At 58.4% G+C, this 25,038-nt stretch carries 22 protein-coding genes; 16 read left to right on the top strand and 6 right to left on the bottom strand.

The genetic code is table 11. From position 1 onward, the window contains the following. Window positions 1-67 precede the first annotated feature (67 nt). Entirely contained in the window at window positions 68-853 is a 786-nt protein-coding gene (locus tag EB235_RS27430) for a DUF1499 domain-containing protein (RefSeq protein ID WP_027034264.1), read from the top strand. A 50-nt stretch (window positions 854-903) separates the two neighbouring features. On the opposite strand, the gene EB235_RS27425 is transcribed toward EB235_RS27430, so the two are convergent. Then, entirely contained in the window at window positions 904-1,812 is a 909-nt protein-coding gene (locus EB235_RS27425) for an MBL fold metallo-hydrolase (protein ID WP_027034265.1), read from the bottom strand. Window positions 1,813-1,983: 171 nt separating this feature from the next. Here EB235_RS27425 and EB235_RS27420 point away from each other — a divergent pair, with 171 nt between their 5' ends. From EB235_RS27420 to EB235_RS27365, 12 genes are all read left to right on the top strand, one after another. After that, window positions 1,984-2,574: a biotin transporter BioY gene (locus EB235_RS27420; RefSeq protein ID WP_027034266.1), complete on the top strand. Its 591-nt coding sequence runs from the start codon at window positions 1,984-1,986 to the stop codon at window positions 2,572-2,574. A 64-nt stretch (window positions 2,575-2,638) separates the two neighbouring features. Continuing rightward, window positions 2,639-3,673 (top strand): NAD-dependent epimerase, encoded by a 1,035-nt coding sequence (locus tag EB235_RS27415; RefSeq protein ID WP_027034267.1) that lies wholly within the window; start codon window positions 2,639-2,641, stop codon window positions 3,671-3,673. Window positions 3,674-3,754: 81 nt separating this feature from the next. Then, window positions 3,755-4,636: a glucose-1-phosphate thymidylyltransferase RfbA gene (rfbA, locus tag EB235_RS27410; protein WP_027034268.1), complete on the top strand. Its 882-nt coding sequence runs from the start codon at window positions 3,755-3,757 to the stop codon at window positions 4,634-4,636. Window positions 4,637-4,639: 3 nt separating this feature from the next. Beyond that, complete coding sequence (gene rfbC / locus EB235_RS27405) at window positions 4,640-5,191, top strand: dTDP-4-dehydrorhamnose 3,5-epimerase (RefSeq protein ID WP_027034269.1); 552 nt, start codon at window positions 4,640-4,642, stop codon at window positions 5,189-5,191. A 13-nt stretch (window positions 5,192-5,204) separates the two neighbouring features. Next, window positions 5,205-6,275 (top strand): dTDP-glucose 4,6-dehydratase, encoded by a 1,071-nt coding sequence (gene rfbB / locus EB235_RS27400; RefSeq protein ID WP_027034270.1) that lies wholly within the window; start codon window positions 5,205-5,207, stop codon window positions 6,273-6,275. Next, a complete protein-coding gene (rfbD, locus tag EB235_RS27395; RefSeq protein WP_027034271.1) occupies window positions 6,272-7,168 on the top strand; it encodes a dTDP-4-dehydrorhamnose reductase in 897 nt (298 codons plus the stop codon). Before rfbB ends, rfbD begins: the two co-directional genes overlap by 4 nt. A 396-nt stretch (window positions 7,169-7,564) precedes the next feature. Next, on the top strand, window positions 7,565-8,992 hold the full coding sequence (locus tag EB235_RS27390; RefSeq protein ID WP_027034272.1) for a phosphomannomutase: 1,428 nt from the start codon (window positions 7,565-7,567) through the stop codon (window positions 8,990-8,992). Between the two features lie 3 nt (window positions 8,993-8,995). Further along, window positions 8,996-10,411 (top strand): mannose-1-phosphate guanylyltransferase/mannose-6-phosphate isomerase, encoded by a 1,416-nt coding sequence (locus EB235_RS27385; protein ID WP_032926099.1) that lies wholly within the window; start codon window positions 8,996-8,998, stop codon window positions 10,409-10,411. 14 nt (window positions 10,412-10,425) lie between these two features. Beyond that, window positions 10,426-11,508, top strand: coding sequence for a GDP-mannose 4,6-dehydratase (gene gmd / locus EB235_RS27380; protein ID WP_027034274.1), 1,083 nt, complete (start codon window positions 10,426-10,428; stop codon window positions 11,506-11,508). Window positions 11,509-11,658: 150 nt separating this feature from the next. Next, a complete protein-coding gene (locus EB235_RS27375) occupies window positions 11,659-12,924 on the top strand; it encodes a glycosyltransferase (RefSeq protein WP_155256488.1) in 1,266 nt (421 codons plus the stop codon). A gap of 21 nt (window positions 12,925-12,945) precedes the next feature. Further along, window positions 12,946-13,758: an ABC transporter permease gene (locus tag EB235_RS27370; protein ID WP_027034276.1), complete on the top strand. Its 813-nt coding sequence runs from the start codon at window positions 12,946-12,948 to the stop codon at window positions 13,756-13,758. Continuing rightward, window positions 13,755-14,456, top strand: a complete 702-nt coding sequence (locus EB235_RS27365) for an ATP-binding cassette domain-containing protein (protein WP_027034277.1) — start codon at window positions 13,755-13,757, stop codon at window positions 14,454-14,456. Before EB235_RS27370 ends, EB235_RS27365 begins: the two co-directional genes overlap by 4 nt. 58 nt (window positions 14,457-14,514) lie before the next feature. Here the strand turns inward: EB235_RS27365 and EB235_RS27360 are convergent, their stop codons facing one another. The 3 genes from EB235_RS27360 to EB235_RS27350 form a co-directional block, all read right to left on the bottom strand. Beyond that, window positions 14,515-15,819: a sulfotransferase family 2 domain-containing protein gene (locus tag EB235_RS27360; protein WP_155256489.1), complete on the bottom strand. Its 1,305-nt coding sequence runs from the start codon at window positions 15,817-15,819 to the stop codon at window positions 14,515-14,517. A gap of 304 nt (window positions 15,820-16,123) precedes the next feature. Then, the gene (locus EB235_RS27355; RefSeq protein ID WP_208603649.1) at window positions 16,124-17,170 is read right to left on the bottom strand and encodes an FkbM family methyltransferase; all 1,047 of its coding nucleotides are present in this window, start codon (window positions 17,168-17,170) and stop codon (window positions 16,124-16,126) included. Between the two features lie 216 nt (window positions 17,171-17,386). Continuing rightward, window positions 17,387-18,322, bottom strand: a complete 936-nt coding sequence (locus tag EB235_RS27350) for a class I SAM-dependent methyltransferase (protein ID WP_167334909.1) — start codon at window positions 18,320-18,322, stop codon at window positions 17,387-17,389. 329 nt (window positions 18,323-18,651) lie between these two features. On the opposite strand from EB235_RS27350, the gene EB235_RS27345 reads away from it, so the two are divergent. The 3 genes from EB235_RS27345 (at window position 18,652) to EB235_RS27335 (ending at window position 22,563) form a co-directional block, all read left to right on the top strand. Beyond that, window positions 18,652-19,770 carry a glycosyltransferase family 4 protein gene (locus EB235_RS27345; RefSeq protein ID WP_027034281.1) on the top strand — a complete coding sequence of 373 codons (1,119 nt, stop codon included), beginning with the start codon at window positions 18,652-18,654 and terminating at the stop codon, window positions 19,768-19,770. Window positions 19,771-19,940: 170 nt separating this feature from the next. Continuing rightward, a complete protein-coding gene (locus tag EB235_RS27340) occupies window positions 19,941-21,929 on the top strand; it encodes a nucleoside-diphosphate sugar epimerase/dehydratase (protein ID WP_027034282.1) in 1,989 nt (662 codons plus the stop codon). A gap of 79 nt (window positions 21,930-22,008) precedes the next feature. Then, window positions 22,009-22,563 (top strand): sugar transferase, encoded by a 555-nt coding sequence (locus EB235_RS27335; protein WP_027034283.1) that lies wholly within the window; start codon window positions 22,009-22,011, stop codon window positions 22,561-22,563. Here EB235_RS27335 and EB235_RS27330 read toward each other — a convergent pair. After that, on the bottom strand, window positions 22,542-23,495 hold the full coding sequence (locus tag EB235_RS27330) for an NAD-dependent epimerase/dehydratase family protein (protein ID WP_027034284.1): 954 nt from the start codon (window positions 23,493-23,495) through the stop codon (window positions 22,542-22,544). The two genes, EB235_RS27335 and EB235_RS27330, sit on opposite strands and share 22 nt — an antisense overlap. 17 nt (window positions 23,496-23,512) lie before the next feature. Then, window positions 23,513-24,811, bottom strand: a complete 1,299-nt coding sequence (locus EB235_RS27325; protein ID WP_027034285.1) for an O-antigen ligase family protein — start codon at window positions 24,809-24,811, stop codon at window positions 23,513-23,515. Window positions 24,812-25,038 lie beyond the last annotated feature (227 nt).

Here is a 25,038-nt window from a genome sequence, read left to right as displayed (position 1 = left end):
GTTTCGGCTTCAAGCCGCCGCGAAAAGGCACTAAACCTCCGTCCGGGTTGGGGCAGCGCAGAGAACAATGGTTAGCATTCCCGAACGGCAAACGTCGAAGGCCGCCGGCTGGTCGCGGCGCACGGCGGCATTTTCAGCGGTGCTGTTGCTGACCGTCTTTGTCGGTCATCATTTCGATCTCGTCGAAACACCGGTTTTCCTGTGGGTGCTGGGCATTGTTGCGCTGCTCGCGGCACTGGCGCTGCTGTTCGCCGCCTTTGCCTTTTCGAGGCTGTGGAAATTTGGCGACCGCGGAGGCCGGGACCTGAGCGTCGGCGCCTTGCTGGCACTGCTGGTGCTGGTCCCCTACGGCGTTGCCGCCTACTGGGCGACAATCTATCCGCCGCTGAGGGACATCTCGACCGATTTCGACAATCCGCCCGCGCTCGACGTGAGTGACCGGACGAAGGATATGAATGTGCTGTCGCCGTCGACGCCGGGCGAACAGCGGCTGCAGGCAGACAGCTTTCCGCTGGTCACCGCACGCAGCTATGATCTGCCATTCGAGACCATCGTCAATGCCGTCGAAACCGTGCTCGACCGGCGCGGCTGGGATCTTTCCGAGCCTTATCCCGATCTCGCCGGGCAAAGCGACGTGACCATGACCGCTGTCGCCAAGGGCTTTGTGCTCGGCCTTCCCGCCGATGTGGCGATCCGCGTGACGGACAATGGCGATAGCGTCATCGTTGATATGCGATCGGCTTCGCGTTATGGCCGCTACGATCTCGGCGACAACGCCGCGCGCATCACCGAGTTCCTGGCCGAACTGGACCAGGAAGTCGCCGGCCAGGTCGGGGCGGTTCCGGCCGAATAGTCATTACAGTCTCGCGCCCGCCACGAAGGTAGGCCCCGGACCAGGCAGGCCTATCGAGCCGGCGTGAAAATGCCGTCGATGGCGGGGGCGGCGTCTGTCGACACCATGCCGCGCGCCACCAGGTCCTCGAGATGGGCAAGCACGGACAGTCCGGCGGCACCATGCAGCCGGGGATCGGTATCCCTGTAGATCGCCTTGACCATGTCGGGGATAGTCCGGTCGCCGGCCCTGACACGTTCCAGTATAGCCCGTTCGCGCATTTTTCGATGCGTCTTCAATCCGCGCATGAAAGCCCGCGGCTTCGTCACCGGTCCGCCATGGCCCGGCAGCAGCAGTCGGTCGTCGCGCTCGATCAGCCGGTCCAGCGATGCCATGTAGTCGGCCATTGCCCCATCGGGAGGCGCGACGATGGATGTCGCCCAGGCCATGACATGATCGGCCGAAAACAGGGTGCCGGTTCCCTCCAGCGCGAACACCGCATGATTGGCTGTGTGGCCGGGGGTGAGAACCGCGCGTATCGCCCAGCCGTCGCCGGCGATCAGTTCGCCATCCGGCAACACGATGTCGGGAACGAAAGCGATGTCGGCGCTGGCGTCGAGCGCATTGCTCTCGCCTATATGCAACGGTCTTGCCGGCCTGTGCGGCCCCTCCGCCAGCACCGAGGCGCCGGTGCGCTCCTTTAGCCGGGCCGCCAGTGGCGAATGGTCGCGATGCGTGTGGCTGACGAAAATATGGCTGACCGGCCTCCCGGCGATCACGTCGAGCAAGGTCTGAAGATGGGCCTCGTCCTCCGGTCCGGGATCGATCACCGCCAGCGTGTCGCGCCCGACGACATAGCTGTTGGTGCCATGAAAGGTGAAGGGGCTCGGATTCCGGACCGTGACGCGCTGCACGTCCGGGGCCACGGTCACGCCCTGGCCGTAGCTTGGATCGAAGCTGGTATCGAATTTGAGATCCATGTCTTTTCGATCCATGTCTTTTCAAACCATGTCGGCACATTGTTCCCGGGAACAATGCCGGCGCATTGTGACCGGAACGGCAAAACCGATTGCCGCATAGCACGCAAGCCAATATAGGAAAATGCTGAGACCACGACTATTGGATCGCGACAGATCGGATTGGGGAAGACCATGGCAACTGCAACGACGATGCGCCCGCTTGTTTCTCTGGCTTTGCCGCAAGAAGGCGCGGCGCGACTGGCAACGCAGCTTTTCCTGGCGATCGCCGGAACGCTGCTTTTGACCCTGTCGGCCAAGACCAAGGTTGTGCTAGGCCCCGTCGACATCTCGATGCAGACGCTCGCCGTCTTGCTGATCGCCGCCGCCTTCGGCATGCGTCTGGGCGTCGCAACCTTGCTGCTCTACATGGCGGAAGGCGCGATGGGCTTCCCGGTCTTCCAGGGCACACCGGAAAAGGGCGTCGGCATCGCCTACATGCTCGGCTCGACCGGGGGCTATCTCGCTGGCTTTGTGGTCATGGCGGCGATTGTCGGCTGGGCTGCCGACCGCGGCTGGGATCGCCACCCGATCAAGCTTTTCAACGCGATGCTGGTCGCCGAAGTGGTGATGATGGCGATGGGTTTCGCCTGGCTCGCGCTGCTCATCGGCCCGGAAAAGTCCTGGCAGTTCGGCGTCGTGCCGTTCATCGTCGGCGACCTGATCAAGGTTGCGCTCGCGGCCAGCCTCGTGCCGGCTGTGTGGTCGCTGCTCAAGCGCTCCTGAGGTCTGTCGGAAGCTTGGCGTGCCATAGACGTCAGGGCTCCATTCCCGAGGACGGGCGCTTCTGATGAAGGTTCTGGTCACCGGCGCCGCCGGCTTTATAGGCTATCACGTCGCCAGGCGGCTCCTGGAGCGCGGCGACGAGGTTGTCGGCATCGACAGCGTCAACGATTACTACGATCCCGCGATCAAGCAGGCGCGCCTGCGGCTGCTGGCCGATGCAAGCCGCAGCACCAATGCAGGCTATCATTTCATCCACGGCAATCTTGCCGACAGACGGATCGTGGACGGTTGCTTCGCCGACCACGCCTTCGATCGGGTGATCCATCTCGCCGCCCAGGCCGGGGTCCGCTACAGCCTGGAAAACCCGCGCGCCTATGTCGAAAGCAACATTGTCGCTTTCACCAACATGCTGGAGGCCTGTCGCAGCGGCGGCATGGCGCATCTGACCTATGCCAGCACCTCGAGTGTCTACGGCGCCAACACCGACATGCCGTTTTCCGAGCACCGCCCGGCAGATCATCCGCTGCAGTTCTACGCCGCGACCAAGCGCGCCAACGAGTTGATGGCGCACAGCTACAGCCATCTGTTCGGGCTGCCGACCACCGGGCTGCGTTTCTTCACCGTGTACGGCCCCTGGGGGCGTCCCGACATGGCGCTGTTCCTGTTCACCAGGAGTATTCTGGCCGGCGAGCCGATCAAGTTGTTCAACAATGGCAACCACACGCGCGACTTCACCTATGTCGATGACATCGCAGAAGGTGTGATCCGAACCAGCGACAGCCCTGCCGCCGGCAACCCTGCCTGGGATTCCAGCCATCCGGATCCGGCAACGAGCAGTGCGCCCTGGCGCATCTTCAACATCGGCAACAACAATCCGGTGAAGCTGACCGCCTATGTTGAAGCGCTGGAAAACGCGCTTGGCCGCAAGGCCATCATCGAGTTCTTGCCGCTGCAGGCCGGCGACGTGCCCGACACCTTCGCCGACACCTCGGCTCTGCAAGCCGCCGTCGGCTATCGGCCCGGTACGTCGGTGTCCGACGGGGTAGGGCGGTTCGTCGAGTGGTACCAGGCGTATTTTGGTAACGACTCTAGGATATAAACGGGCGCTGGCAGCAGCTTTGAGGGTGTAGTTTGGCTACCACTGCTGCCGAGGGGATTTGGGCATGTCAGGGAGAGCTTCTTGAAAGGAATTATCCTTGCGGGAGGTAGTGGAACGCGCCTTTATCCGCTGACATTGGCAGTCTCCAAACAAATTCTTCCGGTATACGACAAGCCGATGATCTACTATCCGCTGAGCGTGCTGATGCTGGCGGATATCAGGGAAATCCTGGTCATTTCGACGCCGCGGGATCTACCCGTTTTCCGTGATTTACTCGGTGACGGATCGGAGTTCGGGCTGGAGATCTCCTATGCGGAGCAGCCGCAGCCCAATGGGCTCGCTGAAGCTTTCATCATCGGCCGTGACTTCATCGGCAACGACAGCGTGTCGATGATCCTGGGCGACAACATCTATTTTGGCGACGGGCTGTCGCAGCTTTGCCGCACCGCCGCTGCGCGCGACACCGGCGCTTCGGTGTTCGCCTACCGCGTCGATGATCCCCAGCGGTATGGCGTCGTGTCCTTCGACAAGGTCACCGGAACCGCGCTCACGATCGAAGAAAAGCCGCAAAAGCCGAAGTCCAACTGGGCCGTCACCGGGCTGTATTTCTACGACAACACTGTCGTCGACATCGCTTCGTCCATTAAGCCTTCGGCCCGCGGCGAGCTTGAGATCACGGCGGTCAACAACGCCTATCTCGATCGCGGCCTGCTACATGTGCACCGGCTGGGGCGCGGCTATGCCTGGCTCGACACAGGGACCCATGACAGTCTGAACGACGCTTCTTCCTTCGTGCGCACGATCGAGCATCGGCAAGGCATCAAGGTTGCTTGCCCAGAGGAAATCGCCTTTGAGCAGGGCTGGCTGACGGCAGAGCAAGTGCTGCAACGTGCAACCCGCTTGGGCAAGAATGAATATGCCGCCTATCTGCGCCGGCGCGTCGCCGATCTGTCGGAGGGCTAAGCGTTGGAGATCAGGTCCCTCGGCCTTGAAGGCGTGCTGGAAGTCGTTCCCAAGCGGCATGGCGATGCACGCGGCTTCTTCATGGAGACATACAACGCCGAGCGCTTTGTGCAGGCTGGGATAGAATTGCATTTCGTGCAGGACAACCATTCCTATTCCGCGGCGCCTGGCGTCTTGCGCGGGCTGCATTATCAGCTTGCGCCCCGCACCCAGGACAAGTTGCTGCGTGTGATCCGTGGCCGGATTCTGGATGTTTGTGTAGACATCCGCCGCAGCTCGAAGACCTTTGGAAAATGGATCGCTCACGAGATTTCGGCCGAAAAGGGCAACCAGATTCTGGTGCCAAGGGGCTTCGCCCATGGCTTTGTGACGCTCGTGCCCGACACCGAGGTCCTCTACAAGGTCACCGACACCTATTCGCCCGACCATGAACGCTCGATCCGTTTCGACGATCCCGCTATCGGCATCAAGTGGCCGTCCATCGCTGGCGGATTCCAGCTTTCGGACAAGGACCTCAAGGCGCCGATGCTTGCTGCGGCAGAGGTGTTTGCCTGATGGGGGCAGGGGTATGAATTTTCTGGTGACAGGCGGTGCCGGCTTCATCGGCTCGGCGGTGTGCCGGCATCTGTGCGCCAATCCGGCCTACCGGGTGACCAATCTCGACAAGCTGACCTATGCGGGCAATCTGGCCTCGCTGCGGCCAATCGAGAATGCACACAATTACAGCTTCGCCCAAGCTGATATCTGTGACGAGAAGGCGGTGCTGGATCTTCTGCGCCGGGACGACATCGACATCGTCATGAACCTCGCGGCCGAGAGCCACGTCGATCGCTCGATCGACGGGCCGGGTGCCTTTATCGAGACCAATATCGTCGGCACTTACAAGATCCTCAATGCCGCGCTGGAATACTGGCGCGGCCTTGCCGACGACAGGAAGGGCAGCTTCCGCTTCCATCACGTCTCCACCGATGAGGTGTTCGGCGATCTGCCTTTCGACGGCGGCATGTTCGTCGAGGAGACGCCTTACGCGCCTTCCTCGCCCTATTCCGCCTCGAAGGCGGCCTCGGACCATCTGGTGCGGGCCTGGCACGAGACTTACGGCCTGCCGGTTGTGCTCTCCAACTGTTCGAACAATTACGGCCCCTATCATTTTCCCGAAAAACTGATCCCGCTCGTCATCCTCAACGCGCTCGACGAAAAGCCGCTGCCGGTCTATGGCGCCGGCGCCAATGTGCGTGACTGGCTGTTCGTCGAGGATCACGCGCGGGCCCTGGAGCTCGTCGCCACCAAGGGCGCACCCGGCGAGAGCTACAATGTCGGTGGCAATTCGGAACGCACGAACCTCGCCGTCGTCGAGACGATCTGCGATCTTCTCGACATCAGGCGTCCGCGGGCCGGCGGCAAGCGCTACCGCGAGCTGATCTCCTTCGTCACCGACCGCCCCGGCCACGATCGCCGCTACGCCATCGATGCCTCCAAGATCGGCCGTGAGCTCGGCTGGACGCCCAGGGAGAATTTTGACAGCGGCCTTGCCAGAACCGTGGACTGGTTCCTGGACAACAAATGGTGGTGGGGGCCGATCCGCGAGCAGCGCTACGCCGGTGAAAGACTGGGCGAAGCGCGCAAGGGCGGCGCGTGAGGCTCGTTGTCACAGGACGCGACGGCCAGGTCGCGGCAAGCCTGCTGGAGGCCGGCCAGGGAAAGGCCGGTGTGGAGGTCGTCGCCATCGGCCGTCCGGAGCTCGACCTGGCAAGACCCGAGACCGTCGTCGACGCCATCGCGGCTGCGAAGCCGGATATCGTCGTGTCGGCCGCTGCTTACACGGCCGTGGATCAGGCCGAGGACGAGCCCGATCTGGCCTTTGCGGTCAACGCGACCGGCGCCGGCAAGGTGGCGCAGGCCGCCGCACGCCTTGGCGTTCCGATCATTCATCTCTCGACCGACTATGTCTTCGACGGCAGCGCCCCCGGCGCTTATGTCGAGACCGATGCGACGGCGCCCCTTGGCGTCTACGGCGCCTCCAAGCTCGCAGGCGAGCAGGCGGTGGCCGCTGCCGGCCCGCGCCACCTGATCCTGCGAACCGCATGGGTCTACAGCCCGTTCGGCAAGAATTTCGTCAAGACCATGCTGCGCCTTGCCGGCGATCGGGACGAGATTTCGGTGGTGGCCGACCAATGGGGCAATCCCACCTCGGCGCTTGATATCGCCGACGCTGTCCTGCGTGCGGCCGCGCTCTTGCATAGCGACAAAAGCTTCGGTGCATTCGGCGTCTATCACCTGACCGGTACGGGTGACACCAACTGGAGCGGTTTTGCCCGTCATATCCTGGACACAAGCCGGGCGTCCGGCGGTCCTTGGGCTGATGTGCGGGATATTGCCACCAAGGACTATCCGACCAAGGCGCGGCGTCCCGCCAATTCGCGGCTGTCGAGCGCGAAATTCGCCGCCGCATTCGGATGGAGCGCGCCGCAATGGCGAAAATCCACTGAGCGGGTCGTGGGCCGCATCCTTGATGGTCGCCGGTCCGCTTGAGCCTTGAGCGTTCGATTTACCTGAAACCTGGTGGGTTTGGTCCGTAGGTTTGCGGCATTGAAATCGAACTCAGTCCCGCACGCGAGATTGACAAGCCATGGCGCGAAACCTAAGCACGGGCGACTTGGTGTCAGGTGGGGGCTTGGCAACCCACGGAGAGGTTCTTGAAAGGAATCATCCTTGCTGGCGGCGGTAAGAGCCGGTCTTGCTCAGGAATATTAGCGACTTCTAAGCAAATACTGTCGATATACCAAGATCAGGTTGCACGGTCTTGATCCGTTGTGACGCATTGTCCGATGTCCGTGCGCGTCTGCCTTCCTGCAGGCTGTCGAAAGCGAGGCGTCGCGTCGCCACAATCGGTGCCAGGACGAAATCCCTGCGAAAAGGTGACGATCTGTGACTTTGAAGTTCGGTACCAGCGGGCTACGCGGGCTCGTCAGCGAGCTTCGGGGACCACCGGCGCGCACCTATACGATTGCCTTCACACGCATGCTTATCGAGCGCGGCGTATTGGGCGAGGGCGAGCAGATCTTCGTTGGGCGTGACCTCCGCTCTTCCAGTCCCGACATAGCAGGGATTGTTCAGGTTGCGATCGCCGAAGCCGGTTTGGTGCCGGTCGATTGCGGAGCCTTGCCCACTCCAGCACTTGCACTTTATGCCACGGCCGAGAATGCGCCTGCGATCATGGTGACCGGCAGCCACATTCCCGATGACAGGAATGGGCTTAAATTCTACCGGGCGGATGGCGAGATCGACAAGCGCGATGAGCTCGAGATTGTGGCCATACACGCAGGCTTGCAGACAGCCAATCGATCACAGCCTTCCGTTGAACCCGTACAGCCGGGCACCGAACCGTCCGTAATCTACAGGGATCATTTTCTTGCCTTTTTTCAGCCGGGCAGCCTGTCTGGTGTCCGGGTCGGCGTCTACCAGCATTCGTCCGTAGCCAGGGACATCATCGTCGATATCCTTCGTGCGTTGGGGGCGGAGGCGGTACCCTTGGGCAGGGCCACGCATTTCATTCCGGTGGATACCGAAGCGGTCAGGCAAGAGGATCTGTTGCTTCTAAAGGACTGGGCGGCGGCTGAGCCGTTCGATGCCATCGTGTCCGCCGATGGCGATGGCGACCGGCCGCTTGTGGCAGATGCGCATGGCGCGTTCGTTCGCGGCGATCTGGTCGGGGCGATCACTGCGCGTTTCCTTGGTGCGGACTGCGTTGTAACTCCTGTCAGTTCCAACTCGGCACTGGAGCGTTGCGGGCATTTCACAACGGTGCAGCGCACACGCATTGGCTCGCCCTATGTCATCGAAGGGATCGGCACGGCCCTCGCTCGAGGGGGAAAACGTGTTGTGGGGTTCGAAGCAAATGGCGGTGTTCTTCTGGGTTCATCCGTCGAAAAGGATGGGCGCACGCTCGCAGCCTTGCTGACCCGGGATGCGCTGTTGCCAATTCTCTGTGCTCTTTCAATGGTGGCGACGACAGGTCGCCCGCTCGCCGAGATCGCGGCTAGTTTCGGATTCCTGGCCGCTGCGAGTGGTCGGCTTGAAGGCGTTTCAGCCGAAAACAGCGCCTCTTTTCTCCAGCGGTTTGCTGCGGATGCCGCCTATGCAGGCAATCTCTTCGAGGCTCTGGGCGGCGTAGCCGACATTGACAATCGCGACGGCGTGCGTATCACCGCCGGCAACGGGGAGGTTGTTCACTTCCGTGCGTCAGGCAACGCGCCCGAATTGCGGTGCTATATCGAGGCAAAGACAGAACCCCGCGCGGACGAATTGCTCGGTTGGGGTCTTGCCCTTGGCCGAGCTCAAATCTTGGAAAGCTGAAGTTTGACCAATATCGTTCCTGTCATCATAAGTGGCGGTGTCGGGTCCCGCCTCTGGCCGATTTCTCGTGCGCTGCACCCCAAGCCCTTCATTCCCTTGCCGGGAGGGGGCACGCTCATTCGCCGGACTTACGCCCGCGCAGCCGGGCTCGAAGGCGTTGATCAAATTGTCACGGTCACCAACCGCGATCTGCTGTTCCTGACGGCGGACGAATATGCCGAGGTGGCGGCGCCAGGTATCAAGAACACATTCCTGCTGGAGCCTTTCGGCCGTGACACGGCCGCAGCGGTAGCGCTCGCAGCATTGCAGGTCGCGCGCAACAATTCCGACGCGGTCCTGGTTGTGCTGCCCGCGGATCATCTGATCCTGGACGAAGCAGCCTTTGGCGCGGCCGTGGCTAAGGCGGCGTCGATCGCGGCGACGGGCCGCATCGTCACGTTTGGCATGAAGGCCGAGCGCCCCGAGACCGGATTTGGTTATATCGAGGCTGAGGGAGATACGGTTCTTCGGTTCGTGGAAAAGCCGAATGCGGAACGAGCAGCCCAATTTATTGCCAGTGGCCGATTTTTCTGGAATTCGGGCATGTTCTGTTTCGCAGCTCGCGCCATGATCGCGGCCATGCAGGAACTGTGTCCGGACGTATTGTCCAATACGCGCACAGCGCTCGACAATGCCAGGACAAGCGATGCCGCGGACCGCGTCACTGTCGAGATCGACAAGGATGGTTTCGCGGCCGTTCCGGCTGTTTCCATCGACTATGCGGTGATGGAGAAAGCAAGGAACGTAGGTTTCGTCCCCTGCAGCTTCGACTGGTCCGACATTGGCTCATGGAGCGTTCTTTCGAAGCTTGTTCCAGCTGATGACAAGGGCAATCGCACCATCGGCGAGACAATTCTTCATGATGTGACGAACTGCTACGTGCACAGCGAAGACCGGCTCGTTGGTCTTGTCGGCGTCTCGGATCTGCTGGTCATCGACACGCCGGATGCGCTTCTCATCGCCCACCAGGATAAGGCGCAGGAAGTCAAGGAGCTCTACAACCGCCTCAAGGCCCAAGGGCACGAGGCGGCGACCGTGCATCGCACCGTGCATCGCCCTTGGGGCACCTACACCGTGCTGGAGGAAGGTCCGCGCTTCAAGATCAAGCGGATTGAGGTAAAGCCCAACGCGCGCCTAAGCCTGCAAGCGCATCATCACCGCTCCGAACACTGGGTGGTGGTGAGTGGGACTGCGAAGGTTGTCAACGGCCAGAGTGAAATCCTGCTCGCGACCAACCAGTCCACCTATATCCCCTGCGGCCACAAGCACCGCCTCGAAAATCCCGGCATTCTTCCGCTCGTCATGATCGAAGTGCAAAGCGGGGAATATCTCGGCGAAGACGATATAGTGCGGTTTGATGATGTTTATGGCCGGGTGTAAAAAAGGGCTCTCAATTGCCAGATAAAAAAGTTGCGCTGATCACCGGTATCACGGGGCAAGATGGGTCTTATCTAGCGGAGTTACTGCTTGCAAAGGGGTATTCCGTGCATGGCATCAAAAGGCGCTCTTCGCTTTTCAATACGGGGCGCATAGATCACCTATATCACGACCCGCACGACAGCGGCCCCGATCTCACATTGCATCACGGAGACATGACGGACTCATCAAGTCTGACTCGCGTCATTCAGATGGTTCAACCTGATGAAATTTACAATCTGGCGGCTCAGAGCCACGTCGCCGTTTCCTTTGAAGAGCCTGAATATACGGCGAACTCAGATGCCCTGGGGCCGCTTCGCGTGCTTGAAGCGATCCGGATTTTGGGACTGGAGAAAAAAACCCGTTTCTGTCAGGCGTCAACGTCTGAGCTTTTCGGGTTGGTTCAGGAGATACCTCAAAAAGAGACGACGCCATTTTATCCACGCTCGCCCTACGCCGTGGCCAAGCTCTATGCCCATTGGATCACGGTAAACTACAGGGAATCCTATGGCATCTATGCCTGCAACGGGATCCTGTTCAATCATGAGTCGCCAGTCCGAGGCGAAACGTTCGTCACCCGGAAAATCACGCGGGCCATGGCCCGCATCAAGCTGGGGATGCAAAAGAGGCTGTATCTGGGAAATCTCAGCGCCTTACGCGATTGGGGCCATGCGCGGGACTATGTCGAGATGCAGTGGTTGATGTTGCAGCAAGATGCCCCTGAGGACTATGTCATCGCGACTGGAGTGCAGCATTCTGTTCGTGAATTTGTGACCTTTGCCGCAGCCGAACTTGGCATATCCATCCGCTGGGAGGGCGAAGGCACGGACGAAAAGGGTTATGATGCATCGACGGGCGTGTGTATCGTCGCCGTGGATCCTCGGTATTTCCGACCGGCCGAAGTCGAGGCCCTGCTTGGCGATCCCTCAAAAGCCCGACAGAGGCTTGGCTGGGAGCCGAAAACAACATTCGCCGATCTTGTTAAGGAAATGGTCGTGGAGGACCTCAAGGGCGCCGAACGGGAGGCCTTTGTTGAAAGCGGAGAGTTGGGAATTGACTAGAACGGCGTTGGCAGCAACGGGACGCAGTGGCGCTCATTTGGCAGAACTACTGCTCGGCAAGGGCGATGGAGCCTATCGTCCGGAGCGCCGTGCCGGTATATCGGATTCAATCTAACCCACCTCGCATGGGGCGACTGGAAGGACCGAAAAATGCATCAAACCATTGCTAAACCATTGGTGCAAACTGGGGACGATGCCGTGGCGAAGAAGCTGCTCATTGTATCGAGCTATCATCGTGCCTGCGGAATCGCGCAATATGTTGAAGCACTTGAGGGTCCCCTTCGACTTCAGGCTGATTGCGAGGTCGAAATCGTGCCGCTCCCCGTGGACATATTTCGTGCGCAGTCGAACTACGCCCGAAAAGCCGCAAAGCAGCAGTTGGCAGAGATCATCAAGCTCGTAAGGTCCGCGGATGTGGTCAATCTGCAGCTTGAGCCGGGTCTATTCGGGTTGACGCCTTTCTCTATCTGGCGCCGGATCGGCGCTATCATCGACGCCAGCAAGCGGGTCATTATTACCTATCACACAGTACCTCAAATGGAGGGCGAAAGAGTTAGCCTCAACCCGAGGGGGCTTTGGCATTTCTTGCGCTCGTGGCGGGGCAACTTTGTCTTTGACAGGTTGTTCAAGAAGGTTCGCAACAACCCACAGAAGTTTCGCCACATCGTCCAGACAAGTCGGGAAGCCAGGAACTTTGCCCTGATTGGCCTATCTACCGAAACAATTTTCCACCAACCGCTGTCATTCCTAAGTCGGCAGGAGCGTAACGTAATCGATGAATCCCGCATCAAAATGGAAGTATCCGAGCGGTACAATATTGAGGGGAAAAAATTCCTAGGCTGCTTTGGTTTCCTAAACGAGTACAAGGGAATTGAAGTCGCCGTGCGGGCCATGAAATATCTGCCGGAAGATTACCATCTTTTGATCGTTGGTGGCCTTCACCCCGAAGGGATATTGCGACACACAATTGACCAACCCTACATTAAGAAGCTTATGAATGAGATTGAATTTACAGATGAGGAGGAGATCTCGAGCAGTAATCTTATTGAGCGCGTTCATTTTTGCGGAGCCCTTGGGAACCGAGAGTTCAATGAAGTGATGCTTGCCTGTGACGCTATTATCCTGCCTTATGCTGAGGTTGGACAGACGTCGTCCGGCCCTGCGGCTATGGCGCTCGATCTGGCTCGTCCCATCTACTGCTCTCGTAATCAGTGCTTCAAGGAACTGGACCGGTATCAGCCCGGCATGCTGGCGTTCTTCGAGGTCGGAAATCATGTCGAGTTAGCAGAGAAGATCAGACGTTCTGACGGCACCGGCAAGGAGCGAGTTGCCGCTCGAGGCGCGTACCTTGAACGTTACAATGTGGAATCCCGAGCCGCCCTTTATCTGCTTGCCTTTGAGAATTTGGCTCGCTAGCCACGAACGGTAGTTAAAACGATGCGTGAACAACGATGGATTGAGCGCGGCTTTCGGGAGGACCTGCGAGCGCTCATGAGGCAGCGGGCGCTGTCTTGGCAGCTCTATCTGGCCGATGTCGCGGAGCAAAGGCGCAATTCGGGGTTGGGTCTGATCGCGCCGTTCATTTCGATTTTTGTTCATGTTGTACTCCTAGGTTCGGTCATGGGGCTCGTCTTCCACGAGACCCTTACCGACTTCATCCCCTTCTTCGCGGTGTCCTTTGCGCTTTGGCAGGGCCTCTCGATTTCAGTTTCTGCTAGCGCTCATGCCAATGAGAAGGTGGCGAACTACATAGGGTTCCCGGGCATATCTGGGTACGTTGTACATCTTGCGAATGCTTATGACTTCCTGATTGCAGTCTCTCTCAAAATCTTGGCTGTCGCAATAATAATAGCTACTGTAAATTTTCATGTGCTGATGCATGCCAACTACGTGGGATTCGCACTAGGAATAGTACTGACGACCCTTGCAATGATGTGCTGGTCGCTGCCGATAGCATATATTTTTGACCGCTTCCGGCTTTTTCGTGGGTTTCTCCCGCAGTTGTTGTTCGCTGTCTATCTCATGACCCCAATTCTCTGGAGTCCCGACCGAATCAGTGCGCATAGGTGGGTTGTCGACTTCAATCCCGTCTATCATCTAGTCGAGATTTCGCGTGGTCCAATGCTGAACGGTGGTTGGCCCCTCGTTTCATTGTCGATCGTAATTGGACTTTGTTTCTTGGGAATGCTCGTTTCATACGTGGTGTTCCCGGCGAATCGAGAGCTTGTCGTATTCAGGTGGGTAGCGTGAACAGGATAACTGAGGATGACGTGGTCATCCGACTTGACAACGTGTCGGTGGAAATCCCCCTTCGAGGGCTTAAGAATGTATCGCTCGGCAACGATCCACGGATACTACTGAGGAACAAGTCGCCTGTCCTGCGCGCGCTCGATGGCGTCAATCTCGAAGTCCATCGCGGTGAGCGGATAGGCATTGTGGGCGGGAACGGAAACGGGAAGACCACCTTGCTCAAGGTCGTCGGGGGCATGCTTCCTGTGTCTTCCGGATTTGTCGACGTGCGCGGATCGATCCGCTCGCTGCTCCACGTTGGCGCTGGCATGATTTTCGCACTGACGGGGCGGCAGAACGTCAGGCTGCGTCATTCCTTGCTCGATATTCGGAGCCTGACACCGACGGACTATGCAGAGGACGTGGCTGAATTTGCCGAACTCGGCGCATTTTTTGACATGCCTGTCGGAACCTATTCACCTGGAATGCAGAGCCGTCTCCAATTCGCAATGAACACCGTTGAGCCCGCCGACATTTTGCTCCTCGATGAATGGATGGGCGTCGCCGATCGCGCATTCCAGCAGAAGGCCCAAGACCGGTTAGTTGAATATATCGCAAAGAATGAAGGCTTCCTTTTCGCCTCTCACAACGACACTCTACTTAATGAAATGACGGATCGAAAGATTACTCTTGAGATGGGCCGAATTGTCGAGTCCTAATTGTAGACTAAGTACAACTTGCCAGTGCAGAATTCATCCCAATCAGCACAGACAGCGCTTACACTGCTGACCAGCCGTAACCGTCAAAAGCCAAGCCACGCTTGCGTTCATCAGCATTTCCCCCGCCGGCTTCCAGGGACGTCAGCGTTTCGTCAACCAGGATGGTCAGCTTCAGAAAAGATCTCTTAGGTGTTGCGTATATTTCAGCGACTTCATGCGACTCTGGGCTACTGACAAAGGCATGCGGAGTTAACCTGTCATCGATCTCAAATCGAACCTGGCTACGTATCCTCTCCGCCGCGTATCCGCGTATCCAGAGCTTGACTTTGAGCATCTTCTCAACCGGGCATGGCATGTAGAGAACGGTCCGTGTCGTAGGACCTGTCCAGACAGCGCAATTGTCTGTGCCCGCACCGTCGCGACCATGGATGCCCGAGCCCAATATTGCATCGCGAACGGAAAGGAATACGTTCTGCTCCCTCAAAACAGGGCGGAGCCGTTGCACGGCTTTCGCAGCATGTTTGGCCTCAAAGTCGAGTTCCGAGTACTGCGCCCTCTCTGCGTGTCGATTCAAAAAAAGTAATCGTGCATGGGCATATAGCTCTTCGTCCACGGCAGTGAATCGGCCAACGATCTCCGAGGCATCCCGAAGCTCATCCCGCGAGACAAATCTGTCGGCGGTCACGTTCCTGGCTCCGCCTGCTTCCTCGTCCGGAACCAGCCCCAGATAAGAGCAGATTGCCGCGCGCGTCTCCTTCATACGCTCAGTCAGCCCAACTACCCCATAATCCCTTTCGAGCGTGGCTTTCGCTGCAGGGAGGAGCGCGTACGCATCACCTTCATCGGCCGGTTCCCCTGCGCGTGTGGCAAGCGCGCGGGTCTGATAATTGTCAAAAAGGCCGCGTAGAGGTGAGGCGCTATGCGCACTCAGGAAATCACGCAGGGACATATTTGCAGCATGCTCAATCGCGCGGACTTCCGGGCTGTGCCCCGGATGTTTGCCTTCGGCGAATTCCCGGCGCCAATCCGAAATCTGCGAAACGATACGTTTCACAGGATTGCGCAAAACGGTCACCGAAAATGTTTGGGGTGGCAGAATGCCGCTTAGCGGAATATGCGTGAAGGCTCCAGGGCTCGCCTCGAGCAGAGAAGCCAGCGCCTGCTGAATCGGGGGCGTTCCCGCACGCATAGCAAGATAATATTGGTTATCAACGGCTTCGGTCCATCGTCCGTCATCTGGAAAATGCCATTCAAGCCAAGAATTGAGCGACGTGCCACCGCACTTCTTTAGATGATAGTGATAGATCCTTTGGGACCCGTCCGAAAACAATTCAAAGCCCTCTGTTCGCAGGTCGCTGCGCAAATATCCCTTACGCGTGACAAGAACGCCTCCGCCACGCTAGCGCCTTTGCAATAGGCTCAGCGCAATGGCTTGAAAGCAGTGAAGTATCGCACCTGCCTTCCGATGCGGATTTATGCCGTCTTCAAAGAATCTTGTCACTACGCAATCCGTGTTGGTCGGAGCCTTTCCAACTAGCGGCAAAGGGCGATTCCAAAAAAGGCCCGACCGGGGCCGCCACCGTTTTTTTGTTCCATGCGATTTGTCGCCCAGACGGCACGGCTTCAACGGTTAAGCATCTTCGGCGACATGCATTCCAGGCGGCAGCTCAATGATCGTGACGGGCGGCCAAATAATCTCCATGCTCTCCGACTATGAATTCCGCATATGAGAGTTTTGGTGACAGATCGATTGCGCCGTCGGGGTGAGTCATCGGGAATAGCCGCCGAACGGAGAAGCCTTCTTCCGCCAAAAAATCCCACATCGCTTCCACCATTTTTCGATATTCGTCTGATCCGACGTTGAAATTATAGGAAGACCATTCGAAAATGATGCGAATCTGGGGTGAGTTTCGTATGGTTCTTCTTGCGCCATGTATAACGTATGGCTCAGCCGACTCTACATCACAGTGCAGCAGATTTACTTTTACATCGCCGAGTGCATCATCAAGCGCAATGGTTTGCGTTTCAAAAGAATTCATGATTCCTTTGGAGGGAATCCATTTACCATCGCCGTCAAGAATATGAGGAATTGTTGTAGCAGACCAGAAGGTATCCAAAATATCCGATGCCTCGCGACCAAAGAATTCAAGGTGCCCGCCGCCGGCGAATTGATAATCAAACGAAAATCCCATAGTCGATCCCGTTGTGGAGTAAACTGCGCGATTAAACGCCGTCGTCCTATTGGGAATGCCTGCATACATAATTGTCTTCAATAACACCGCAAAAACGGTTGGATTTGCCTCAAATGAGAATACTTTCCCTTCACCGCCAACTATTAATCCTCCTAAGCTAGTGTAATATCCGAAATTTGCGCCAACGTTGACGTATACGTCGCCAAATTTTAGAGATTCTCTAACAAGCCTGGTAGTCCAGGGCTCATGTATTCCATCACGGATTATTCCTACTGCAACATCGACATTGTACGCCGGAACCACGACGTGGCCGCCCCATCTCGTTTTTACCAAGCATAGATCTCGCCCAAGATAAGAAACAACATGTATATCGTTAAGGCGTGAGATAATATCTGAGATTTTATGTTCGATTTCGCCAATCGAAGTTCTATATTGTTGCTCGGAATCCGCGTTGGGTCCTTTACGCGCGTCACGTAAAATAGCCTTTACGTTCCGAATCGCCGACAATGCTCTTTGATACACTGCAATCATCCCCATGCTTGAACGATATAGAAAGCTGAAACGGAGATCCCGTCTAGCACCCGCCTGACCTCGTGTCCCGATGCTATAAGAGATTCTTTGCCGAACGACCGAAGCGTTGCTTCTCGCGTGGCGTCCCCTCACTCGATTGTAGGCGTCCGAGCTAGGCGCATCATCTGGGCATACGCCGCCAACAAGCGTTGGATTCCATTCACTCCGTCAGCGCTTACGGAACAGGATGCAGGCGACGTTGCCGTGTTCGTCCTTGAACTCGCGTATACGCTCGCAGATGGAGTCCAGAATGTCGACAGCGGGTTTTGTTGTGGGCCAGTTCGTGTCGTCGAGGATAATAATGCCGCGCCGCCGCACTTTTTTTGCGTAGAGCACCACGTCCTCGGCAGCGTTGTACGTTGAGTGAGCACCATCGATATGCAGGTAGTCCAGTGTTTTGAAAAGACTCGCCGCGTCCGCAGAGGGCGCCTCGATTATCCGTACCTGTGAAGCCAGATCTTGCTCCGCAATGAACCTATAGAAATTCCTTTTGATGGCGTTGAAGTCAATGCCCCGCCACCAGGTATCATTACTCTCGTTTGTGACGTATTCGGTGGCTATGGTCGGGTCCCAAGTTTCGATGCCGTATATTTCACCCTTGCCATTCTGCTTTAACGCTGCCGCGACAGGAATCAGCGACCGGCCGCCGTATACCCCGATCTCCACACAGATTTGTGCGCGTTCGCTTATTACGATGTCGGCAATGACAGTGGATTTTTCGCGGCTGCACCAGCCTTCGAGTTCGCGTTCGGCACGCTCAATGAGTTTCTGCGTCACGGCGTCGGTCTTTGTTGGATGCGCGGACCAAGGGCGCTGATCATCACCCCTTGCGTCGCCATCCCCAGCCTCGCTCTTGCGCATCACAGCATCAATGTTTTTCACGGCATCTGCGTGTACCCTTCGGCTCACTGCAAAGGGCAAGCCCGATGACACCCAGTCCCGACTCACCCCTGCCTTCTTGGCCAGGTAGTCTAGATGCTTGATGATTTCGGCACTCAGGTCTGGACCAAACTGGTCGAGCCGTCCTCCCAGTCGCCGGAAATATTCTGTATCACCCTTACCCCGCCAAAATCCCATTCGGACTTTGGTGACCTTGAGGGCCAAACGCGTAGCTAGTTTAACCAAGCGGAGCCGCCTTCCTTATCGACCTTCATTCCAATGACGACGGGACCTTGTCAAGCAAAACACTGACTTTCGAGGCCGAGCGCCGGTGTGCGTTTTATCCTACCACATCCATTGCCGCAGATGCAGGTTCAACACTCCTAGAATGCGCGGCCTCGGGCATCCAACTCGCTATTTTCATTGGCATGGCATTCATTTTTTTGATCTACGGAAATTGAGGCTGATGCACAATAAGAACGCGAGACGCTCCGCCCGAAAAATCATGCCTTGATGTTCCCAACAGGCCATCGAGCAAAGACGGAAGACCGCGTTTGAAAGTCCTGCACTTCTTCAAGACCTATTGGCCCGATACCTTCGGCGGGGTTGAGCGAACGATACACGCCATCGCAGAAAGCACCGCCAGCCAAGGCGTCGAGACCGAAGTGCTGTCATTGAGCCGCTCTCCGAGTGCAAACACCCAGAGCCTTGACGGACACGTGGCCCCCAAAGCCAGGCTCGACTTCGAACTGGCGTCGACCGGATTCTCGCTCGGGGTTTTTCGGAGGTTCAGAGAGCTCGCGGAGAAAGCCGACCTGATACACTACCATTTTCCATGGCCGTTCATGGACGTGGTGCATTTCCATTCCCGCCACGGCAAGCCGAGTGTCGTCACCTATCATTCCGACATCGTCAAACAGCGACTGTTGCTGCCTTTTTATCGACCATTGATGCTGCGTTTCCTGAAGGACGTGGATGCAATCGTTGCGACATCGCCGAACTATCTGAAATCGAGTCCTGTTCTCAAGATATTCGAGGCGAAATCGACCGTCATTCCGATTGGCATCGGCGAGAATGCCTACCCCGCACCAACCGAAGCAGACAACATTTGGTGCCGATCGGTGGTGGCGCAACCCTTCGTGCTGTTTGTCGGTGTCTTGCGCTACTACAAAGGACTGGACGTGCTGATCCAGGCAGCCAATCAGGTGCGGTGCAAGATCGTCATCGCCGGATCCGGCCCCATTGAGCAGCAACTCAAGCTTCAGGTCGCAAAACTGCGGCTCGATAACGTGATCTTCCTTGGAGAGATTACGGAGCAGCGCAAGATGGCGCTGCTTCATACCTGCCGCGGATTCGTTTTCCCATCGAACCAGAGGTCGGAAGCCTATGGGCTGTCCCTGGTAGAAGCAGCGATGTGCGGCAAAGCAATGATTTCCTGCGAAATCGGCACGGGAACGACCTATGTCAACGAGCCTGGGATAACCGGGCTGGTGGTACCGCCCTCGGACCCGGCGCGGCTGGGTGAAGCCATCAACCGCTTGGTGGATTCGCCTGAAGACGCCGGGAGATGGGGGCAGGCGGCGCGGGATCGCTATGCCAGTCTTTTTACCGCCGACAGGATGGGGAGGGCTTATGCCGCGCTCTATTCCCGGCTGGTCTCGCGCGCCATCTGAAACAGCCAGGTAACAAAAAAACTCTGGCGATGACAGCAACTCCACGCTATGCGATGGATCGCAGCGGGGGCTGAGGATTTGGACTTCAACGAGTGGTCAGTGACGTATGTCAATTGATCCCACGCTAATGTAATGTTCAAGTCCTTTCGCCTGGAGTTCAGTACTGGCCAATGACTTCCTATTTACAAGCCGTGTCCGGAAGTCGGCCGAAGATGCGGCGCGCCATCATCATGGTCCAGGATCTTGTCATGGTCTTGGTCGCCGTGGCGCTCAGTCTGGTGTTGTCGCGGTCAAATCTTTCGTTCGAGGCGCTCTCCTATGAGGGCTTGGCCACCTGGGTTGGCATCGTTATCATCAGCCACCTGCTGTTCAGATATTGTGGTCTCTACACCACGATCTGGCGTTTTGCCTCGACCCCGGATTTTTTCAACATTCTGAAGAGTTGCGGGATTCTGACGATTGTTCTTTATTGCGTCTCGCTGCTGGCTCGCTACATCCAGCCCGTCGCCGGCCTCAACGAGCGCCAGTTCATCGTCTTCTTCCTCGTTTCCTTCACCATCATATCGGCGCCTCGGCTGTTCTACCGATTTCTTCGCGACGGCGCGAGCTGGGGCATCCTCACCGACAGGGCCGGTAAAGCGCAGGCCAAGCGGGCGCTGTTCGTCGGCCGGCTCGGCGAGGCCGACCTGATCATTCGCTTCACGCGCACGGCAGAGCCATCAGACCATTACATCGCCGGCATCATGGCGACAGAGCGCGGTGCACCGTTGGGCACACGCATTCAAGGTGTTCCCGTGGTGGCGACCCGGCCGCGCCTGATCGATGTCCTGGAGGACTACGCCGCCGGCACCAAGAGCATCGACCTGCTTATTTTCGGCAGCGGCGCCGAGCATGAGATCGAGGAATATACTGAACTTGTGCGTGTCGCCCGGCATGGCGGCATAACCGTTGCCCAGTTCTCGAGGCTTTCGCAACTGGGGCAGGAAGGAAAGCTCGTTCTCGACGAAGTCGAGATGGAAACGATCCTGCGCCGCCCGACGGTGCCGTCCGATATAGAACGCATTGGTGCCTTCGTCGGCGGCAAGCGCGTCCTGGTGACGGGAGGCGCCGGATCTATCGGCCGCACACTGGTCAAGCGGTCGTTGGAACTCGGGGCAGAGGCGGTGCTGGTCGCCGACAATTCCGAGTTCGGCATCTTCCAGTTGAGCCAGTATGTCGACGAGAAGGACCATGATCGCCTCAAGGTTCGCATCGTCGATGTCGCGGACCGGCGCCAGATGACGCGCGTCGTCACGGAATTCAAACCGGACATCATCTTTCATGCTGCGGCGCTCAAGCACGTTCCGCTGCTCGAGGAGAACTGGGAATCGGCCATCCAGACCAATGTTTTCGGCACGCTTGTCTGCGCTGAGGTTGCCGCCAAATGTGGCGTTCCGCAGTTCCTGCTCATCTCGAGCGACAAGGCCGTGGATCCGTCCTCGGTGCTTGGCATTACAAAGAGAGCAGCCGAGCAGCTTGTCAGTTCCCTGCACGAAAGCCACGCAATCGCGACGGACGGGCGCCGTTCCGGCACCAAGTTCATAGCGGTGCGGTTCGGCAACGTGTTCGGCTCCAATGGTTCGGTGGCAACGATCTTCCAGGCACAGATTGAAGCCGGCGGTCCGGTCACGATTACCGATCGACGCATGACGCGTTATTTCATGACGGTGGCGGAAGCCGTCGACCTCGTCATCATGGCGGCCGCCGACGCACAGTCGCGCAATGGCAAGGACGACTATGCCATCTACATGCTGGACATGGGCAAACCCGTGCCGATTCTCGAAGTGGCGGAAACCATGATCCGCATGGCCGGCAAGACGCCCTATACGGATATCCCGATCCGCTTCACCGGCATCAGGCCCGGTGAGAAGCTTCATGAGACGCTCCAGGGCGCCAATGAAGAAGTCGTCACGCTCGATATCGCCAAGATCTTCGGCCTCAAAACCGATGTCGTGGCGTGGCCGACGGTTCAGGCCGCGCTGGCCGCGTTGCAGGCGGCGATGAAGAATCAGGATAAGGCTTCGGCCCTTGCCGTGTTGGCGGAACTCCATGGGCCGGAGACGTCAGCGCCCGATACGCGGCGGGAAACGGGCTCGAGAATAGTCGGGCAAGCAGGTTAGATACGTTGCAGCTGGTGGTTGAACGGCGAGATTTTGCCCTGAAATCGATCCCGCAGCCGGCGGCTTTATTGATCGGGGGATGGCCGTGACGGGACTGAAGCGAGCCTTCGATCTCGTCGCTACAACCCTGCTATTGCTGGTGACGTCCCCCGTTCTGGTGCTCTGCGTCCTGGCCGTGCGGGCATCGTCGCCTGGTCCGGTGATTTTTTCGCAAACGCGGGTCGGCCGCGATGGTGCGTTGTTTCGCTGCCACAAGTTGAGGACGATGTATCAGGGAACGCCGTCCTTGCCCTCGCACGAAGCGCCTGCGCATGCCGTGACTTCGGTCGGAAGGGTCCTGCGGAAATTCAAGCTCGATGAGCTGCCGCAATTCTGGAATGTTCTGCGGGGCGAGATGAGCCTGGTCGGACCCCGCCCGTGTCTGCCGACACAGACGGAACTGATCGAGTGTCGCAGGCGGCTAGGGGTTTTGGCGGCACTTCCGGGCATTACCGGCATGGCGCAGATCAGGGGCATCGACATGTCGAATCCGCGGCTTTTGGCGCAAGCGGATGCCGACTATCTCAGGGCGTCGTCGTTCTGGCTCGACCTTCGCATCCTGTTTGGAACGCTCTATCGTAGCGGACGCGGTTGAGCGTTTCCGAGCCGCGCTATCTCGGCTAGCCGCTCGAGCGTGCCTGTTTCCGGCAGCCAGCCCTCGGATACGAGCAGGGAAGGGTCGCATATCTGGGTCGCGGTCATGCTGTCCCAGAACGCCTGCTTGCCCAGGAGGATCGCGGCTGCCCGCAGTGGCCCGGCCGGCATGGCCATTAGGCGCGTCGGCCGCCCGAAACCGCTGCGAAAGGCGCCGATGACGGCAGCGACCGAAACCGGCGGCACATCGCTGGCAACATGGATCGGGCGCAGCGGCTCCGAATGGCTCAGCAGATGCCATATCGCGCCTGCCGCCGACTGCGATGACATGAGCGAGCGGGTTCCGGTCAGGGCGCCTGTCGGCAGCGGCAAGGCCGTGTCGGCCAGCCGCATCAGCATCGCCATATTCCCTTTCATGCCACTGCCATAGACCGGGGGCAACCGCAGCACCGTGGCGTCTGGGCGGCCATGCGACGCATAGGCTTCCAGCACCCTGATCTCCGCTTCACGCTTCGAGCGCCCGTAGGCGCATTGCGGATCGGGCATCGTGTTCTCGTCGATCGTCGCGCTGACGCGCGCGCCGATCACGGCCCGGGTCGAGGAGAGATGGATGAAGCGTCCGCTTGCCTGCGTGGCCGCGGCATGCGCCAGCCGTGCGCTCAGTTCCGTATTGGCCGCCCGAAAATCGGCTTGGGTGGCGTTGCCCTGATCATTGTTCAGGCCGGCGCAATGGACAATGTCGGTAACATCGCTGGTGAGTGCAAGGAAGGCCGCGGCCGGGGCATCGAAACCGGGCATCAGCATGGCATCGAAGCCCGGATCAAGTTTCTCCGGGTGGCGGGATGCAAGGCGAAGCGCGACGCCGGCCAGACGAAGCCGGTCGACCACCTGGCGGCCGATAAAGCCTGTCGCGCCTGTGACCAGGACTTTCATCGCCTTGCCCACAGCGGCTAATGGGGAACTGATGGAAGAGCTTCCGCCACTTGTGGAAGAGCTTCGCCTTCCACAAGTGGAAGCTGGCGGCCAGAAGCAAGATATGTTCCGCTTACCAGAAACACCATCAGCACCGAATCCAGAATGTCGTGGCCAAGCAGGATGCCTGTCATTCCGGCTGTGAGATAGGTAATCACCACGATGACAATCATGGTGGCGCCGAACCGCTCGATCGGGTCGGCGCTGTTGCGCAGGACCAAGGCGGCATTCCTGGCTGCAACCACAAAGATCGCCGCCAGTGTCACCGCGCCGAGGATTCCGGCCTGCACCAAGGCGGTCAGGAAGCCGTTATGGAAATGATTGAAGCCGGCATCCATCCCGAACTGGTCCCGAAAGCCCTGCTTTATCAAATACTGGGTGGCGCCCACGCCATGTCCGAACAATGGAGTCTCGCGGAACGCCTTCAGGCCTATGTCCCAAAGGGCAACCCGGAAACCCAACGAGGTGTTGTAGTTGCCCTGTGTCCCAAGTGCATCCCAGTCGGCGCGCAGAAAGTCGATACGTCCGGATATCGTCTGGGAGCCGACAGCCGCGACTACGACGCCAACCGCCAACAGCAGCAACAGCAGGCGAACGGCATTCCTGCCCCTCAGCCGTTCCTGGTTGATCAGCAAGACAGCAATGCCGGCGATCAGCAGCGACAGCCAGACAATGCGCGTCCCGGAATAGACAATGGCGATCGTCCCGCTAAGCGCTGCGCAGATAAAGGCGTTCCTGTGTTTCTCGATACCCGACAAGGCGCCAGCCACACAGACCATGACGGCAAGGGAGAGGACCTCCGCGAACACTATCGCATTGCCGGCCCCGCCCTTGGCCCTCATCCCCAGCCAATATTGCTGGACAACGGCCAGCAGTAGCGCGACGAAACAGGCGGCGAGGCTGCTGAACACGATTATGCGGACAAGCGTGGTTTTCTGCGAGATGCTCCAGGTCGAATAGGAGATGGGAAAAAGCAGGAACGTCACAAGTGGAATAAGGCGTGGCGCATCCTGGACGATCGCGTTGTTGACGATGGACGCCACGAGATTGGACGCGCAATAGGAATAGATCGCGATCGTCAGCGCCATCATCGCCCTGTCGGTGTTGAAGCGCCTTTTCTTCAAGGCGATCAACAGGGCGGACCACAGGCCGCCGCCATTGAACACGAAGCTGACCAGCGATCCCAGGACCGGTGGAAAAAAGAAGCAAAGGGTGGAGAAGTAGATATTGATCCGCGACGGCGTGAGTTGCAGTCTTATGGACGAAAGCCGGTTCAAGTTTCGGGCTCGCTATTCTCGAGTAGCTCTAGGCGGCACATCCTGTTCAGCGGAACCGAATGTGCTCGCCTCGAAATTGCCCATGCCTGATGACGCATCTTGCCCGCTTCCGGAGGTTTGTATAGTGGCTGGGCTGTCTTTTCGATAGTGCGGCGGGGCTGGTTGTCACCGAAAATCGGCTGCCCGGCTGCCGTCGATTGGGAAATGGCTTCAGGAGCGTTTGTCAT

Origin of the sequence: Mesorhizobium loti R88b (genome assembly GCF_013170845.1) — a bacterium.
In the GTDB taxonomy this organism is placed as follows: Bacteria; Pseudomonadota; Alphaproteobacteria; order Rhizobiales; family Rhizobiaceae; genus Mesorhizobium; species Mesorhizobium loti_B.
This window is presented reverse-complemented; position numbering and strand designations above follow the sequence as displayed.

Excerpts from the sequence above, each read along its gene's own strand:
- EB235_RS27430 (WP_027034264.1), top strand. The coding sequence starts at position 68 with ATGGTTAGCATTCCCGAACGGCAAACGTCGAAGGCCGCCGGCTGGTCG.
- EB235_RS27425 (WP_027034265.1), bottom strand. The coding sequence starts at position 1,812 with ATGGATCTCAAATTCGATACCAGCTTCGATCCAAGCTACGGCCAGGGC.
- EB235_RS27420 (WP_027034266.1), top strand. The coding sequence starts at position 1,984 with ATGGCAACTGCAACGACGATGCGCCCGCTTGTTTCTCTGGCTTTGCCG.
- EB235_RS27415 (WP_027034267.1), top strand. The coding sequence starts at position 2,639 with ATGAAGGTTCTGGTCACCGGCGCCGCCGGCTTTATAGGCTATCACGTC.
- rfbB (WP_027034270.1), top strand. The coding sequence starts at position 5,205 with ATGAATTTTCTGGTGACAGGCGGTGCCGGCTTCATCGGCTCGGCGGTG.
- EB235_RS27375 (WP_155256488.1), top strand. The coding sequence starts at position 11,659 with ATGCATCAAACCATTGCTAAACCATTGGTGCAAACTGGGGACGATGCC.
- EB235_RS27370 (WP_027034276.1), top strand. The coding sequence starts at position 12,946 with ATGCGTGAACAACGATGGATTGAGCGCGGCTTTCGGGAGGACCTGCGA.
- EB235_RS27340 (WP_027034282.1), top strand. The coding sequence starts at position 19,941 with ATGACTTCCTATTTACAAGCCGTGTCCGGAAGTCGGCCGAAGATGCGG.
- EB235_RS27335 (WP_027034283.1), top strand. The coding sequence starts at position 22,009 with ATGGCCGTGACGGGACTGAAGCGAGCCTTCGATCTCGTCGCTACAACC.
- EB235_RS27330 (WP_027034284.1), bottom strand. The coding sequence starts at position 23,495 with ATGAAAGTCCTGGTCACAGGCGCGACAGGCTTTATCGGCCGCCAGGTG.